Source organism: Kluyvera sp. CHPC 1.2972 (assembly GCF_036759925.1).
In the GTDB taxonomy this organism is placed as follows: Bacteria; Pseudomonadota; Gammaproteobacteria; order Enterobacterales; family Enterobacteriaceae; genus Kluyvera.
In genome coordinates this window covers 105,331-121,318 of sequence record NZ_JAPKIB010000009.1, presented here as the reverse complement: position 1 = coordinate 121,318, position 15,988 = coordinate 105,331, and the positions used below count along the sequence as shown (strand labels likewise).

Sequence of the window (15,988 nt, the reverse complement as noted above, 5' to 3'; positions counted from 1 at the left end):
AACAAGATGTGGGGAATTATTGCAACCTGGCGTATGGCGCTGGAAGGCGTAGATGAGTCGGCGTCCGCGCTGGCGGCAGGCAGCGCGGCGACGACGTCCGTGGTGGATGCCGTGGTCGCGGTAGAAGATTTTCCGTTCTACAAATCGGTGGGCTATGGCGGCCTGCCCACCGAGAACGGCGAGGTTGAGCTCGACGCGGCCTGGATGGACGGCGACACGCTGGCCTTTGGTGCGGTGGGCAATCTGGTCGATATCGCCAACCCAGTGAAAGTGGCGCAGGCGCTGGGTCGCCAGCGCTATAACTCGCTGCTGGTCGGCCAGGGTGCGCGTGAATGGGCCCTGAGCCAGGGCTTTGCCGAGAAAAAAATGCTCACCGAACGCGCGATGCAGCACTACCGTAAACGCTGCCGCGAGACGCTGGATAAAGGTTTAAGCCCTTACGACGGTCACGACACCGTTGGCGTTATCGCCCTCGACAAACGGGGGTCGATGAGCGTCGCCACCTCCACCAGCGGCCTGTTTATGAAAAAGCGCGGGCGAATTGGCGACTCGCCGATTATCGGCTCCGGCTTCTACTGCGACAGCCAAATCGGTGCGGCTACCGCCACCGGCGTGGGTGAAGATTTAATGAAAGGCTGCACCAGCTACGAAATCGTCCGCCGGATGGAACAAGGCATGACTCCACAGCAGGCGGCAGATTCAGTGGTGTACGAACTGGAAGATAAGCTGATGTCGCGCTTTGGCCGCGCGGGGGATCTGTCCGTGGTGTGCATGAACCGCAAAGGGGAGTTCGGCGCCGCAACCAACATCAAAACCTTCTCTTTTGTGGTGGCCACCGCCACTCAACCGCTGACGGTGTTCCGCGCCGAGCGCGTTAAAGAGAAGACCCATTATCAACCGGTGGACGACGCCTGGATGCAAGCCTACGCCGACCGCATTCGCGCCCCTATCGAGGAGTAAACGATGATTAACTACCGCTTAGTGACGGCGCTGCCCGGCGAACTGGCACAGAGTCACCTCATCACCAGACCTGACAGCCCTTTGCTTCAGCAGGAAGCGCTGCGCAATAACCCGCTGATTGCCGAAATGACGGCTCGTGCGGCCCAGGGAACATTGGCAGACACCTGTTTCGGCTGTGGGCCATTTGCCCGAATCACGGTAGTGCCGCAAAGCGCCTGGCAAGACAGCCTGACGGACGCGCTGCTGACCTTCCTTCGCCCGCTGTTTGCTAAACCGATATGCCGTGACGTCCTGTTCGACTGCACGCACATTCACGATACCGTACTGGCGAAAACGCTGCGTTTCCTGTTTAACCAGGACCACAAATTGACCGACCTCGGGCTAAAAACGTCGGTACAAAACGACGTGCGCCTGGCACGTATTGACGCGTTCTGTCCCGATGCTGAACGGGCACGTCTTGAGACCCTGTTCAACCAACAGCAGGCCATTGCCAACGGCATGATTGCCGCCCGTCGCCTGGCGGATATTCCCTCCGAACAGTGCACACCTCAGTACGTGGTCGAAGAGGCCCAACGTCTGTGCGCGGCCTTCCCTGCCCTGCGTTGTGAAGTGCTGGATGAGCAGGCAATTGTCGAGCAAGGCCTTGGCTTGCTACACGCGGTAGGCAAAGGTGCCAGCCGTCCTCCGCGCCTGCTGGCGATTCATTACGAAGGAGCAAGCCATGGCCCCGTGCGCAGCTATGTTGGCAAAGGCGTAACCTTTGACACCGGCGGCCTCTGGCTAAAAGAAGGCGCAGGCATGTACACCATGAAGTATGACATGTGCGGCGCGGCCAACGTCCTTGGGCTAATGCTAAGCATCGCCGAGCTAGGACTACCGGTACGGGTGATGGGCGTACTGGCGCTGGCGGAAAACGCCATCGGTCCCGATGCGATGCAGCCGGGCAGCGTCGCGCGTGCCTGCAATGGGATGACGGTGGAAATTAATAATACCGATGCCGAAGGCCGTCTGGTGCTTTCCGACGCCATTGCCTGGGCCAGCCAACGTCATGCGCAAACCCAGTATATTATCGACCTCGCCACGCTGACCGGTGCGGTGGTGAAAGCGCTGGGCTATGAGCTGAGCGGACTGATGACCCAGGATAATAGGCTGCGTTCGACCTTAACCATCGCCGGGGAACAGAGCGGCGATGAAGTCTGGTCTCTGCCGTTAGATGCGCGATTGAAAAAACAAACGGAGAGCGCCATTGCCGATCTCTGCAACACGCCGACCAACAACGCGGCGATCAGCGCCTCCGCGGCCTGGCTGCTGCACCACTTCTGCCCTGCTGACATCCCGTGGGCGCATCTTGACGTCAGCGGCACGGCGCTGTGGCGCGAAGGGGGCAAAAGCGTGGCATCAGGCAGGCCGATTCCGCTGCTGATGCAGCATTTGCTCAACGATTTGGATAGTGGAGAGTAAACCCGGCGTCACTCCGTTCGGCCGGGCTACGCGATAAAGTAGCCCGGCCAAGCGAAGCGCCGCCGGAAAGCGTGCTAGAGCTTCAGAATCTCTTTCACAAACGGAATGGTCAGCTTACGCTGGGCGGTGATGGAGGCGTGATCGAGCTGATCCAACGTCTGGAACAGCGTGCGCATTTCGCGATCCAGCCGTTTGAGCATAAAGCGGCACACATCGTCCGGCATTTCAAAGCCGCGCAGGCGGGCACGCAGCTGCAATGCCTGTAATTTATCTTCATCAGACAGCGGCTGCAGCTTGTAGATTTGTCCCCAGTCGAGGCGCGAAGCGAGATCCGGCAGGCCGAGATTCAGCTGACGTGGCGGGCGATCGCCGGTGATCAGCAGGCGGGTGTTGCCCGACTCGAGGATCCGATTATAGAGATTAAAAATCGCCATCTCCCACAATTCGTCTCCCGCCACACATTCGATGTTATCGATGCACACCAGCGAAAGCTGCTCCATCCCTTCCAGCACTTCCGGAACAAACCAGGTGCGTTTATCCAGCGGTACGTAACCCACGGCATCGCCGCGCTGCGAGAGTTCGGCGCAGGCTGCATGCAGCAAATGGCTGCGTCCGGCACCTTCACGTGCCCAGATATAGATGTATCCGCTGTGCTCCTGCCGCAGCACGTTTTGCAGTGCAGCAAGTAAAGAAGGGTTATCACCTGGGAAGAAACTGGCAAAGGTTTCATCATCAGGAAGATATAGTGGCAAAGAGAGCTGTGCCGGTGCGTTCAGAGAGACCTCAACATGGGCTTACGAAAAAACGGGAAGAGTTTACCACAGAAAATAGCGGGGAGAGAACCGGGCGGCGATCCGCCCGGTTTGAGGATCACGACTTAGAGGTTTCACTCTCGTCCGCGTCCAGCACCACTTCTTCCGGGCGCAGGACGCTTATCAGCTTGAAGACCAGGCTCAGACAGATACCAACGATCGTCGCCAGCGCCATGCCTTTCAGCTCAGCCGCGCCGATGTGCACTTTCGCGCCGCTGACGCCGATGATCAGAATGACGGAGGTCAGGATCAGGTTCTGCGCTTTGCTGTAATCCACTTTGGATTCGATCAGCACGCGGATACCGGAGGCACCGATTACCCCGTACAGCAGCAGAGAAACGCCGCCCATGACCGGCAGTGGGATAATCTGAATCGCCGCCGCCAGCTTGCCGACGCAGGAGAGCAGAATCGCAATGATTGCCGCGCCGCCGATAACCCAGGTGCTGTACACGCGGGTAATCGCCATCACGCCAATGTTTTCACCGTAGGTGGTGTTCGGCGTGGAGCCAAAGAAACCGGAGATCACGGTAGAAAGGCCGTTGGCAAACATAGAACGGTGCAGACCCGGATCGCGAATCAGGTCTTTCTTGACGATGTTCGCCGTCACCACCAGGTGGCCGACGTGCTCGGCAATCACCACCAGCGCCGCTGGCAGGATAGTGAAGATAGCAAACCACTCAAAGCGCGGCGTATAGAAGGTTGGCAGCGCGAACCAGTGCGCATTCGCAATCGGTGACGTATCGACAACGCCCATCACGAAGGAGAGCGCATAACCTACCAGCACACCGATAAGAATCGGGATAATCGCCAGGAAGCCGCGGAACAGCACCGAGCCAAACACGGTGACGCCCAGGGTTACCAGCGAGATAATAATGGTTTTGGTATCCGCAGACTGACCGTCCGGCGGCAGCAGGCCCGCCATGTTCGCCGCCACGCCCGCCAGCTCCAGACCGATAACGGCAACGATTGCGCCCATCGCCGCAGGAGGGAACATCACGTCAAGCCAGCCGGTACCCGCTTTCTTCACGATGAAGGAGACCAGGCAGAACAGTACGCCGCACATAATAAAGCCGCCCAGCGCCACTTCGTAGCCTAACGGCAGCAGCAGCAGTACCGGAGAGATAAAGGCAAAGCTGGAGCCCAGATAGGCCGGGATTTTGCCTTTACAGATGAAGAGGTACAGCAGCGTTCCGAGACCGTTGAACAGCAGAACGGTCGCCGGGTTGATGTGAAACAGGACTGGCACCAGCACGGTTGCGCCAAACATGGCGAATAAATGCTGCAAGCTAAGCGGGATGGTCTGTAACAACGGTGGTCTTTCGCTTACCCCAATTGCACGGCGCGTCATTGTGTTTTCCTCTGTGTTATTAGTCTGAGTTTTTTTATTCAAAAAAAAGCCGACTATCAAAGTCGGCTCTTTTTATTTTTTCGTTTACTTAGTACCAAAAATCTTATCGCCGGCATCGCCGAGGCCCGGAATAATGTATCCGTGCTCGTTCAGGCCCTGGTCAATCGACGCGGTGTACAGCTCGATGTCCGGGTGCGCTTTTTCCAGCGCGGCGATACCTTCCGGCGCAGCAACCAGCACCAGCACCTTAATGCTGGAGCAGCCCGCTTTCTTCAGCAGGTCGATGGTCGCGATAACGGAACCGCCGGTAGCCAGCATTGGGTCAACGATCAGCGCCATACGCTCATCGATGTTGGAGACCAGCTTCTGGAAGTAAGGTACCGGCTCCAGCGTCTCTTCGTCACGGTACATACCGACAACGCTGATACGCGCACTTGGTACGTTTTCCAGTACGCCGTCCATCATGCCCAGGCCTGCACGCAGGATTGGCACAACGGTAATTTTCTTACCTTTGATCTGGTCGATTTCTACCGGGCCGTTCCAGCCTTCGATAGTCACTTTTTCGGTTTCCAGACCGGCGGTAGCTTCATAAGTCAGCAGGCTGCCGACTTCGGAGGCGAGTTCACGGAAGCGTTTGGTGCTGATGTCGTTCTCGCGCATCAGGCCCAGCTTGTGTTTGACGAGTGGGTGTTTAACTTCCACAATCTTCATTCTCTTTCTCCTTTAGATAGGGCAGCCACAAAAAAAATCGCGGGATTATACCGCTTTTTTACGATTGCGCCATACCTGTGATGATTGACCAGGATCAAGCAAAGCGGTGAATGGGTCCCCAGAGAGTATAAGACAGGATAAAAATAAACCCCGACTCGCGGGGTTTTATTTTACATATTCAGCGGGTTAGAGCTCTTCACCGTTGGTCGCAATCACCTTCTGATACCAGGCAAAAGATTTTTTACGGCTGCGCGCCAGCGTACCGTGACCTTCGTTGTCTTTATCGACATAAATAAAGCCGTAGCGTTTCTTCATTTCGCCGGTACCGGCAGAAACCAGGTCGATGCAGCCCCACGGGGTGTAGCCCATCAGATCCACACCGTCTTCTACTACCGCTTTTTTCATTTCGGCAATATGCGCTGAGAGATAGTCGATACGGTACTGGTCGTTCACCGTGCCGTCGCTTTCCAGCACGTCAATCGCCCCGAAGCCGTTCTCCACGATAAACAGCGGCAGCTGATAGTGGTCATAGAACCAGTTCAGCGAATAGCGCAGGCCCACCGGGTCAATCTGCCAGCCCCAGTCAGACTTCTGTACGTATGGGTTAGAGACCAGGCTGGTGGTTTCGTCGTAGTCGAGCTGCGGGTTATCGTCGGTGGCCTTGGTGGCAAACGACATATAGTAGCTAAAGCCGATGTAATCGACGCAGCCCTGGGTCAGCGCCTGCCGGTCTTCGTCGGTGATATCCAGCTCAAAACCGCGACGCTCGAAGTAGTTCAGCAGATGCTGCGGGTACTTGCCGCGCACGTGCACGTCGGTAAACCAGTAGCGACGGTGCATGGCGTTCATCGCCATCATCATATCGTTTGGCGCACAGCTCAGCGGGTAGATTGGGCACATGGCAATCATGCAGCCAACCTGCAGCGCTGGGTTAATCTCACGCGCGGCTTTGACGGCTAGCGCGCTCGCCACCAGCTCATAGTGCGCAGCCTGATACATCACCGGCTCGCGGTCTTCACCCGGCTGATACTTCAGGCCCGAGTTGGTGAACGGCGCAAAATCTTCGTGGAAGTTCGCCTGGTTGTTGATTTCGTTGAACGTCATCCAGTACTTCACTTTGTGCTGGTAACGGGTAAACACCACGTTGGCGAAGCGGACGAAGAATTCAATCAGCTTGCGGTTACGCCAGCCGCCGTATTCGGTGACCAGGTGGTACGGCATCTCGAAGTGCGACAACGTGATGACCGGTTCGATGCCAAGCTTCAGGCACTCGTCGAACAAGTCGTCATAAAACTGCAGGCCCGCTTCGTTCGGGGTCAGCTCATCGCCGTTCGGGAAAATACGCGTCCAGGCAATAGAAGTACGGAAGCATTTGTAGCCCATCTCAGCGAACAACTTCAGATCGTCTTTATAGCGATGATAGAAGTCGATGGCTTCGTGGTTCGGATAGTTTTTTCCTGGCAGTACGCCGTTGGTAATTTCGCGCGGCACGCCGTGCGCACCGGCGGTCATCACATCCGCCACGCTCACCCCCTTCCCGCCTTCCTGCCAACCGCCTTCAAGTTGGTGTGCGGCTACCGCGCCGCCCCAGAGAAACCCAGCTTTAAATCCAGACATATCTTTCCCTCGTTAAACAGTGAGTTATCGCTGCGAATAGTGCTGATTGAAATGGTAAACCGCGCCGATAAGCCCGGCGTCGTTGCCGTGGCTGACGGTATCGATGTAGTCGGCAATGCCGAACCAGGCCAGATGCTCACGCATCAGCGCCAGAAAACCAGGGCGCTCGACAATGCCGCCGCCGATAAACACGGTCTGCGGGTCAAACAGGTTCACCAGGTTGTAAAGGCCGGTGCCGATATCGTTGAGAAACTCTGATACCAGTCGCTGACAGATGGCATCACCCGCGTCAAAGCGGTCAAAAATTTCCTCGCCCGTCACCTCTTCCAGCGTTTTGCCGATGTGCTGCGCGTAGCGATGGCGCAACACGCGCAGGGTGCAGTTTTCATTCATGGAGTAGCGACGGACGTCGCGTGAGCCGGGGCGCAAGGTTTGCATATAGCCAAACTCACCGGCGCGAAAACGGGCGCCGTGCACCAGCTGGTTGTTGCAGAAGATAGCGCCGCCGATGCCGGTGCCGATGGTCATCACCAGGCAGTTGGCCATATCGCGGGCTTTGCCCTGCCAGCGTTCGGCCAGCAGCACGCAATTCGCGTCGTTCTCAATCGCCACCGGAAGGCCGGTACGTTCTTCCAGCCACGCTTTAATTGCAAAGTTGTCGAACCGACGAATGGCGCCGCCCATTTCGATAAAGCCGGTATGCGGGTTAACGTAGCCCGGTGCGCTGATGGCAATCCCGGTGCACTCTGGGTGGGCCGTAATCCAGCGCTCAATCGCCGCCAGAATCTGGTCACCATCGCTGTTGCTGATTGGCTCTTTTCCCTTATCGAGCAGTTCACCGCTGGCGGCAACAACGCCCATCTTTAACGCCGTTCCCCCAATATCAAAGGCAGCAATCTTCATTCCATTCATCCCTTCTGGCCGTTTTTACATCGGTGATTGGCTTCGCTGAAACAAAAACAGAAACCGGTTTCATTACCATGATGTGGATTGTGCGAAGTGGATGCAAGGACAAGGGTGTACCCGGTTTCATTTTCGTGAGCAGTATCATATTTGACCGATATATTGATGGAAACAATGGAAAAACCGGGAGGCAAAAATTGGGATCAGAATAGGCTCGCAAACGTTTGCCTGGACTGATAGAATTGCGCCGATTTTTCTTGCTATCGCAAACGCGTGGAGACTTAGCAGTGACCGACAAAACCTCTCTCAGCTATAAAGATGCCGGTGTTGATATTGACGCAGGAAACGCTCTGGTTGACCGTATCAAAGGGGTGGTGAAGAAAACTCGCCGTCCGGAAGTGATGGGTGGATTAGGCGGTTTTGGCGCACTGTGCGCGCTGCCGCAAAAATATCGCGAACCGGTGCTGGTTTCCGGCACTGACGGCGTTGGTACCAAATTGCGTTTAGCGATGGATTTAAAACGTCACGACACCATCGGCATCGATCTGGTGGCCATGTGCGTGAACGACCTGGTGGTACAGGGCGCCGAGCCGCTGTTCTTCCTCGACTACTATGCAACCGGTAAGCTGGACGTCGATACCGCAGCAAGCGTTATCAGCGGCATCGCCGAAGGCTGCCTGCAGTCTGGCTGCGCGCTGGTTGGCGGCGAAACCGCTGAAATGCCGGGCATGTACCACGGTGAAGATTACGACGTCGCCGGTTTCTGCGTGGGTGTGGTCGAGAAGTCAGAAATCATCGACGGCAGCAAAGTGACCGACGGCGACGTGCTGATTGCCCTCGGCTCCAGCGGCCCGCACTCCAACGGCTACTCGCTGGTGCGCAAGATTGTTGAAGTGAGCGGCTGCAACCCGGATACCACTCAGCTGGAAGGCAAAACGCTCGCCGACCATCTGCTGGCACCAACCCGCATCTACGTGAAGTCCATTCTGGAGCTGATCGCCAGCGTCGACGTTCACGCTATCGCGCACCTGACCGGCGGCGGCTTCTGGGAAAACATTCCGCGCGTTCTGCCGGACAACACCCAGGCCGTTATCGATGAATCCTCCTGGCAGTGGCCGGCAGTATTCAACTGGCTGCAGGATGCCGGTAACGTGAGCCAGCATGAAATGTACCGCACCTTTAACTGCGGCGTAGGCATGGTTATTGCGCTGGCGGCCGATCAGGCTGACAAAGCGATTGCGCTGATGAACGAAAAAGGTGAAAGCGCGTGGAAAATCGGCTATATCAAAGCCTCTGATTCCGAACAGCGTGTGGTCATCGAATAAATGAAAAATATCGTGGTGCTGATTTCCGGCAGCGGCAGCAACTTACAGGCGATTATCGATGCCTGTGAGCAGAAAAGGATTCCAGGCACCATCAGGGCGGTATTTAGCAACAAGGCCGACGCGTTCGGCCTTGAGCGGGCGCGTGAGGCGGGTATTCCCCAGCACGCGCTGGCTGCCAATCAATTTGCCAGCCGCGAAGCCTTTGACCGCGAGCTGATGCATGAAATTGACGCCTATGCGCCCGATGTCGTGGTGCTGGCAGGCTACATGCGCATTCTGAGCGCGGAGTTTGTTCAGCACTATCAGGGCAAGCTGCTCAACATCCACCCTTCCCTGCTGCCAAAATATCCCGGGCTGAACACCCATCGTCAGGCGCTGGACAACGGCGATACGGAACACGGCACCTCGGTGCATTTCGTGACCGAAGAGCTGGACGGCGGGCCGGTGATTTTGCAGGCTAAGGTGCCGGTTTTCGCCGGTGACGACGAAGCGGAAATCACCTCACGCGTTCAGGCGCAGGAGCACGCTATCTATCCTCTGGTGGTGAGCTGGTTCCTTAATGGCCGTCTGAAGATGCAGGATAATCACGCCTGGCTTGACGACATTAAGCTGCCGCCGGAAGGCTATGCCGCAGAATAAATCCAGTAGCCCGGACGAGGCGTGTCAACGCCGACTCCGGGGCATCTCCCCGGCGTCACTTCGTTCGGCCGGGCTACCTGACTAAGAGGGCCTTTATGGCCCTCTTTTTTATGCAAATCAGGATAACTGTCATACTAAGATGACACAGTTGGACATAGCCCGGCAAAGCTAGCAATATAATCAGTAGACGACGTTGCCGCGTCCCGTGAATAAACCGGAGTGTGAGTAGTAATGGGTCAGGAAAAACTGTACATCGAAAAAGAACTGAGCTGGTTGTCATTCAACGAGCGCGTCCTCCAGGAAGCGGCTGACAAAAGTAACCCGCTTATTGAACGTATGCGTTTCCTGGGGATCTACTCCAACAACCTCGACGAATTCTACAAGGTCCGCTTTGCGGAGCTAAAGCGCCGTATCATCATTAGCGAAGAACAGGGCGTCACCACGCATTCTCGCCACCTGCTGAGCCGCATTCAGGCCCGGGTGCTGAAAGCCGATCAGGAGTTCGATGGCCTCTACAACGAGCTCCTGCTGGAGATGGCCCGTAACCAAATCTTCCTGATTAACGAACGCCAGCTTTCCGTCAACCAACAGGGCTGGCTGCGTCACTACTTTAAACAGCATCTGCGTCAGCACATCACCCCGATCCTGCTGAATCGGGAGACCGATCTGGTCCAGTTCCTGAAAGACGATTACACCTACCTGGCGGTCGAAATTATCCGCGGCGACGAGATCAACTACGCGCTGCTGGAGATCCCGTCAGATAAAGTGCCGCGCTTCGTCAACCTGCCGCCAGAGACGCCGCGCCGCCGCAAACCAATGATCCTGCTGGATAACATCCTGCGCTACTGCCTGGATGATATCTTCAAAGGCTTCTTCGACTACGACGCCCTCAACGCCTACTCCATGAAAATGACCCGTGATGCCGAGTACGATCTGGTGCACGAAATGGAGTCGAGCCTGATGGAGCTGATGTCATCGAGCCTGAAGCAGCGTCTGACCGCCGAGCCGGTGCGTTTTGTGTACCAGCGTGATATGCCAGATGCGATGGTGGAAATGCTGCGTAAAAAGCTGACCATTTCCCGCTATGATTCCATCGTGCCGGGTGGTCGCTACCACAACTTTAAAGACTTTATTGGCTTCCCGAACGTCGGCAAAGCCAACCTGGTCAACAAGCCAATGCCGCGCCTGCGCCACCTGTGGTTCGATAAGTTCCGCAACGGCTTCGATGCTATTCGCGAACGCGACGTGCTGCTTTACTACCCGTACCACACCTTTGAGCACGTGCTGGAGCTGCTGCGTCAAGCCTCGTTCGACCCGAGCGTACTGGCGATTAAGATCAACATTTACCGCGTGGCGAAAGACTCGCGCATCATTGATGCGATGATCCACGCCGCCCACAACGGCAAAAAAGTCACCGTGGTCGTTGAGCTGCAGGCACGCTTCGACGAAGAGGCCAACATCCATTGGGCGAAACGCCTGACCGAAGCGGGCGTTCACGTGATCTTCTCCGCGCCGGGGCTGAAAATTCACGCCAAGCTGTTCCTGGTGTCACGTAAAGAAGGCGACGACGTGGTGCGCTATGCGCACATCGGCACCGGTAACTTTAACGAGAAAACGGCGCGTATCTACACCGACTACTCGCTGCTGACCGCCGATGCACGTATCACCAACGAAGTGCGCCGGGTGTTCAACTTTATCGAGAACCCGTATCGCCCGGTGAACTTCGACTATCTGCTGGTCTCGCCGCAGAACTCCCGTCGTCTGCTCTACGAGATGATCGACCGTGAAATCGCCAACGCGCAAAATGGCCAGGCAGCAGGAATTACTCTCAAACTCAACAACCTGGTCGATAAAGGGCTGGTCGATCGTCTGTACGCGGCCTCCAGTTCCGGCGTGCAGGTCAATCTTCTGATCCGCGGTATGTGTTCTCTGATTCCAGAATTAGAAGGGATCAGCGATAATATTCGTGTGATCAGCATCGTTGACCGTTTCCTTGAGCACGATCGCATCTATATTTTTGAGAACGGCGGCGATAAACGTGTTTATCTCTCCTCCGCTGACTGGATGACCCGAAATATCGACTACCGTATCGAAGTGGCGACCCCGCTGCTCGACCCGCGCCTTAAACAGCGGATCCTCGATATTATCGATATTCTGTTCAGCGACACGGTGAAAGCCCGCTTTATTGATAAAGAACTGAGTAATCGCTATGTGCCACGCGGCAACCGACGCAAGGTCCGCGCGCAGCAGGCGATTTACGATTACCTCAAATCACTTGAACAACCTGACTAACCTATGCCAATAAAAAGCAAAGCACCCCGGCCGCAGGAGTTTGCGGCGGTTGATCTTGGTTCGAACAGTTTCCATATGGTTATCGCGCGCGTCGTCGACGGCGCGATGCAGATTATTGGCCGTCTGAAGCAACGTGTTCATCTGGCCGACGGGCTGGATGAAAACAATATGCTGAGCGAAGAGGCAATGGAGCGCGGTCTTAGCTGCCTGTCGCTGTTTGCCGAGCGCCTGCAGGGCTTCGCTCCGTCCAGCGTCTGTATCGTCGGTACCCATACGCTGCGTCAGGCAGCGAACGCCACCGAGTTTCTGACGCGAGCGGAAAAGGTGATCCCCTACCCAATCGAAATCATTTCCGGGAACGAAGAAGCCCGTCTGATTTTTATGGGCGTAGAGCACACCCAGCCTGAAAAAGGCCGCAAGCTGGTGATTGATATCGGCGGCGGCTCCACCGAGCTGGTGATTGGCGAAGACTTCGAGCCGAAGCTGGTCGAAAGCCGTCGTATGGGCTGCGTTAGCTTTGCGCAGCAGTTCTTCCTCGCCGGCACCATCAACCGCGAAAACTTCCAGCGCGCACGCCTGGCGGCGGTGCAAAAGCTGGAAACGCTGGCGTGGCAGTACCGCATTCAGGGCTGGAATTTTGCCATGGGCGCATCGGGCACCATCAAAGCGGCCCACGAAGTGCTGGTTGAAATGGGCGAAAAAGACGGTTTTATCACCCCAGAACGTCTCGAAATGCTGGTGGAAGAGGTGCTGAAGTTTAAGAACTTCAACAGCCTGAGCCTGCCGGGCCTGTCGGAAGAGCGTAAGGGCGTGTTCGTGCCGGGGCTGGCTATTCTCTGCGGCGTGTTTGATGCGCTGGCGATTAAAGAGCTTCGTCTCTCCGACGGTGCGCTGCGTGAAGGCGTGCTGTATGAAATGGAAGGCCGCTTCCGCCACCAGGACGTGCGCAGCCGCACCGCGCAAAGTCTGGCAAACCAGTACAACATCGACCGTGAACAGGCGCAACGCGTGCTGGAAACGACCATGCAAATGTACGATCAGTGGCTGGAGCAAAACCCGAAACTGGGCAATCCGCAGCTGACCGCGCTGCTGAAATGGGCTTCAATGCTGCATGAAGTCGGGCTGAATATTAACCACAGCGGTATGCACCGCCATTCGGCCTATATTCTGCAAAACAGCGATCTACCGGGCTTCAACCAGGAGCAGCAGTATCTGATGTCGACGCTGGTGCGCTTCCACCGTAAGGCGATTAAGCTCGACGAGCTACCGCGCTTTACGCTGTTCAAGAAGAAGCAGTTCCTGCCGATGATCCAGCTGCTGCGCCTTGGCGTGCTGCTGAACAACCAGCGTCAGGCAACGACCACGCCACCGACGCTGAAGCTGACCACCGAGGCTAACCACTGGACGCTCTGCTTCCCGCACGACTGGTTTACCCAGAATGCGCTGGTGCTGCTCGATCTGGAGAAAGAGCAGCAGTACTGGGAGAGCGTTACCGGCTGGTTGTTAAAAATCACTGAGGAGCGTGCGCCCGACGAAGTGGTCGCCGCATGATTCACACTCTGTAGTTTCCGCTACCGCCAGCTCCTCCAGGGGAGCTGGCTTGCCAATGCCGTACCCCTGCAGATAATCAATCCCGAGCGCAATCGCCGCCGTACGGATCGCTTCGTTCTCAACGTACTCCGCGACCACACGCATCTTCTTCATCCGCGCCAGATGGCAGATAGACGAAACAATCTGGTAATCCAGGCTGCTGGTCGCAATATTGCGGATAAAGCTGCCGTCGATTTTCAGAATATCGGCGCTGATATGCTTGAGACGCGCATAGCTGGCATAGCCGGTACCAAAATCGTCAATCGCCACCCGACAGCCCAGTTCCTGAAGTTCGCGCAGCGTCCGCCGCGCCTGCTCGGCGTTAACCAGCGAATGGCTCTCCGTTATCTCGAAGACCAGCTGCCAGGCCTCAATACCGTACTCTTCCAGCAGATCCTTCACCTGATGTGCAAAGCCCGTCCCGCTCGCCGTGGAAGGCGAGAGGTTAAGCGCCAGTCGCATCCCCGGATTAGTTTCCCGGCGGCTCGCCATAAAGACCAACGTATTTTCCAACACCCAGAGGTCAATGCGCGAGGCCATACCAAACTCATAGGCAACCGGTAAGAACAACAGCGGCGAGATAAGCTCGTCATCGTCGCCAAGCATACGCAGCAGAACTTCATGATAATCGTCGCCGCGAATGCCGACGATCGGCTGCGCCATCAGGCGGAAGCGATTATTTTCCAACGCCTGCTGCACCCGCACCATCATCGCAATCTTATCTTTGAGCTCTTGCTGCAGATACTGCGCACCACGACGCTGTAGGTTTTCCGGGCGATTCGTGACAAGCGAAAGTTCCGCCACCGTATTCAGCTCACCCAGCATCAGCGAGAGATGGGCCACCGGCGAATGGATATAGCAATAGCTGACGCCAATCTGCGGCTGCAGCGGCATGCCGTTCCAGCTGTAGCGGAACTGCTTAAGGCGCTCGTAGAGCTCGTCCATGCGCTCTTTATAAGATTCAGTATGTAGCAGCACCGCCAAATCGCTGCCGGTAAGCTGGTAGACGTTCTCGCCGGGGCGAAGTGCTTCATGCAGATACTTCGCCAGATTCTGCTTGTAGTTGATACGCAGCATTATGCCGTAGTGGCGCGTCAGCACTTCAAGATCCGGCATGCGCAAAAAGCACAGCACCGACCACGGCGTATTGTTCACCGCCCGGCTCAGCGCACGCATATTGGGCAGGCTGACAACCGGATCAATAAAGGCGATGCGGCGCACACGTTCATGAATCGCACGCTGACGAGTGGAGAGCATCGCCATATACGCAATAATAAACGAGAAGATCAGGTAGCTCGACGAGGTTATCGCTAGCTGCACGCTGTAGCCTGCGCTTTTAGGCACATAGTGATAGTGGTAGTGGATGGCCACAATCAACATCAGCGTCCAGACCACCGAGATAAAACGGTAGCCGAAACGCATCGAGCCCCAGAGCATGATTGGCAGCAGCAGTGACAGCGTGTAGTTAGTGCTGAATATCGTGCTGCCTTTGGTCATCGGGAGCATCATCATCGAGAAAACGCCAATGACTACCGCCCACCAGATGACCATCTCCGGCCATTTCACCTTCGGGTCGAAATCGCGGCGCACCTGCGAGACAAAGCTTCGAAGGTAGTTGGGGTTACGGATTAAACGAATCATCAAATAGCACAGCGGTACGCCGGTCAGATAGCCCATCAACAGCGACTGGTAGTTAATCAGATTACGCTGCGTCAGCGGCGACACCCACTCGGTATCCCGCATGCTAGGGTATAGCCCCAGATACAAAGCAAACTGAATCAACAGCAGGAAAATCGTCGAAGGAACAAACATCTGCCAGAACAGCCGATGAGCCATCAGATGCGTGTCGCCGTGGGAAATCATCTTGCGTTGCTGATTAAAAAACTGATACCCACCCCAGGCCACGATCGTCGGAATAAGGAACTGCAACTCAATGCCAACCCTTTCCACGAAGTGAAAATCGTTAGTGAGATAGCAGCCAATACCCGCGATAAGCCCAGGCAACGCTTTCCAGCTAAAGAACAGCATCATGCAAAGCATAAAGGGCAGCGGGAGGTAATAAAGGTAGGTTTTACCACCGCCAATATAGGTGTATGTATTAGCAATTTTGATTATTGGTAACACAAGAAGAGGCAATATCAGAGGCAGTCCCCACCACTCATCCCGATATTGTTTATATATTTTACAGAAGTTCATAGATGCTCTAAGGATACCCCAAATCCAGCTGGGTATTTTCAGACAGGCATCCAACCTGGCTTAAAAAGGCCGCGCGAAAAGCTATTACGCGGGTCAGGCGGAGATTTTAGTTATCGCTTACGAGTGAAGTTTGA

The 15,988-nt window shown here is 56.0% G+C and carries 12 protein-coding genes; 6 read left to right on the top strand and 6 right to left on the bottom strand.

Features of this window, described 5'->3' with window-relative positions; all coding sequences use genetic code 11:
- Window positions 1-6 precede the first annotated feature (6 nt).
- Together V6944_RS15225 and V6944_RS15220 are read left to right on the top strand one after the other, a co-directional pair.
- Complete coding sequence (locus V6944_RS15225) at window positions 7-960, top strand: N(4)-(beta-N-acetylglucosaminyl)-L-asparaginase (RefSeq protein ID WP_333499566.1); 954 nt, start codon at window positions 7-9, stop codon at window positions 958-960.
- Between the two features lie 3 nt (window positions 961-963).
- Window positions 964-2,421 carry a leucyl aminopeptidase family protein gene (locus V6944_RS15220; RefSeq protein ID WP_333499565.1) on the top strand — a complete coding sequence of 486 codons (1,458 nt, stop codon included), beginning with the start codon at window positions 964-966 and terminating at the stop codon, window positions 2,419-2,421.
- Window positions 2,422-2,495: 74 nt separating this feature from the next.
- Here V6944_RS15220 and V6944_RS15215 read toward each other — a convergent pair whose 3' ends face one another.
- From V6944_RS15215 to bglK, 5 genes are all read right to left on the bottom strand, one after another.
- A complete protein-coding gene (locus V6944_RS15215; protein WP_185668937.1) occupies window positions 2,496-3,197 on the bottom strand; it encodes a DnaA inactivator Hda in 702 nt (233 codons plus the stop codon).
- A gap of 94 nt (window positions 3,198-3,291) precedes the next feature.
- On the bottom strand, window positions 3,292-4,581 hold the full coding sequence (uraA, locus tag V6944_RS15210) for a uracil permease (protein ID WP_333013077.1): 1,290 nt from the start codon (window positions 4,579-4,581) through the stop codon (window positions 3,292-3,294).
- 84 nt (window positions 4,582-4,665) lie between these two features.
- A complete protein-coding gene (upp, locus tag V6944_RS15205) occupies window positions 4,666-5,292 on the bottom strand; it encodes a uracil phosphoribosyltransferase (protein WP_035891452.1) in 627 nt (208 codons plus the stop codon).
- 186 nt (window positions 5,293-5,478) lie between these two features.
- Window positions 5,479-6,909, bottom strand: a complete 1,431-nt coding sequence (locus V6944_RS15200; protein ID WP_333499564.1) for a 6-phospho-beta-glucosidase — start codon at window positions 6,907-6,909, stop codon at window positions 5,479-5,481.
- Window positions 6,910-6,933: 24 nt separating this feature from the next.
- Window positions 6,934-7,812 carry a beta-glucoside kinase BglK gene (bglK, locus tag V6944_RS15195; RefSeq protein WP_333499563.1) on the bottom strand — a complete coding sequence of 293 codons (879 nt, stop codon included), beginning with the start codon at window positions 7,810-7,812 and terminating at the stop codon, window positions 6,934-6,936.
- Window positions 7,813-8,099: 287 nt separating this feature from the next.
- On the opposite strand from bglK, the gene purM reads away from it, so the two are divergent.
- The 4 genes from purM to ppx all read left to right on the top strand — a co-directional run bounded on the left by purM (window position 8,100) and on the right by ppx (window position 13,619).
- A complete protein-coding gene (purM, locus tag V6944_RS15190; protein WP_333499562.1) occupies window positions 8,100-9,137 on the top strand; it encodes a phosphoribosylformylglycinamidine cyclo-ligase in 1,038 nt (345 codons plus the stop codon).
- Entirely contained in the window at window positions 9,138-9,776 is a 639-nt protein-coding gene (gene purN, locus V6944_RS15185) for a phosphoribosylglycinamide formyltransferase (RefSeq protein ID WP_333499561.1), read from the top strand.
- Window positions 9,777-10,007: 231 nt separating this feature from the next.
- Window positions 10,008-12,068 carry a polyphosphate kinase 1 gene (gene ppk1, locus V6944_RS15180; RefSeq protein WP_185668922.1) on the top strand — a complete coding sequence of 687 codons (2,061 nt, stop codon included), beginning with the start codon at window positions 10,008-10,010 and terminating at the stop codon, window positions 12,066-12,068.
- A 3-nt stretch (window positions 12,069-12,071) separates the two neighbouring features.
- Window positions 12,072-13,619: an exopolyphosphatase gene (gene ppx / locus V6944_RS15175; protein ID WP_333499560.1), complete on the top strand. Its 1,548-nt coding sequence runs from the start codon at window positions 12,072-12,074 to the stop codon at window positions 13,617-13,619.
- Here the strand turns inward: ppx and V6944_RS15170 are convergent.
- On the bottom strand, window positions 13,572-15,854 hold the full coding sequence (locus tag V6944_RS15170; protein ID WP_333499559.1) for an EAL domain-containing protein: 2,283 nt from the start codon (window positions 15,852-15,854) through the stop codon (window positions 13,572-13,574). The genes ppx and V6944_RS15170 overlap by 48 nt on opposite strands.
- Between the last annotated feature and the right edge of the window lie 134 nt (window positions 15,855-15,988).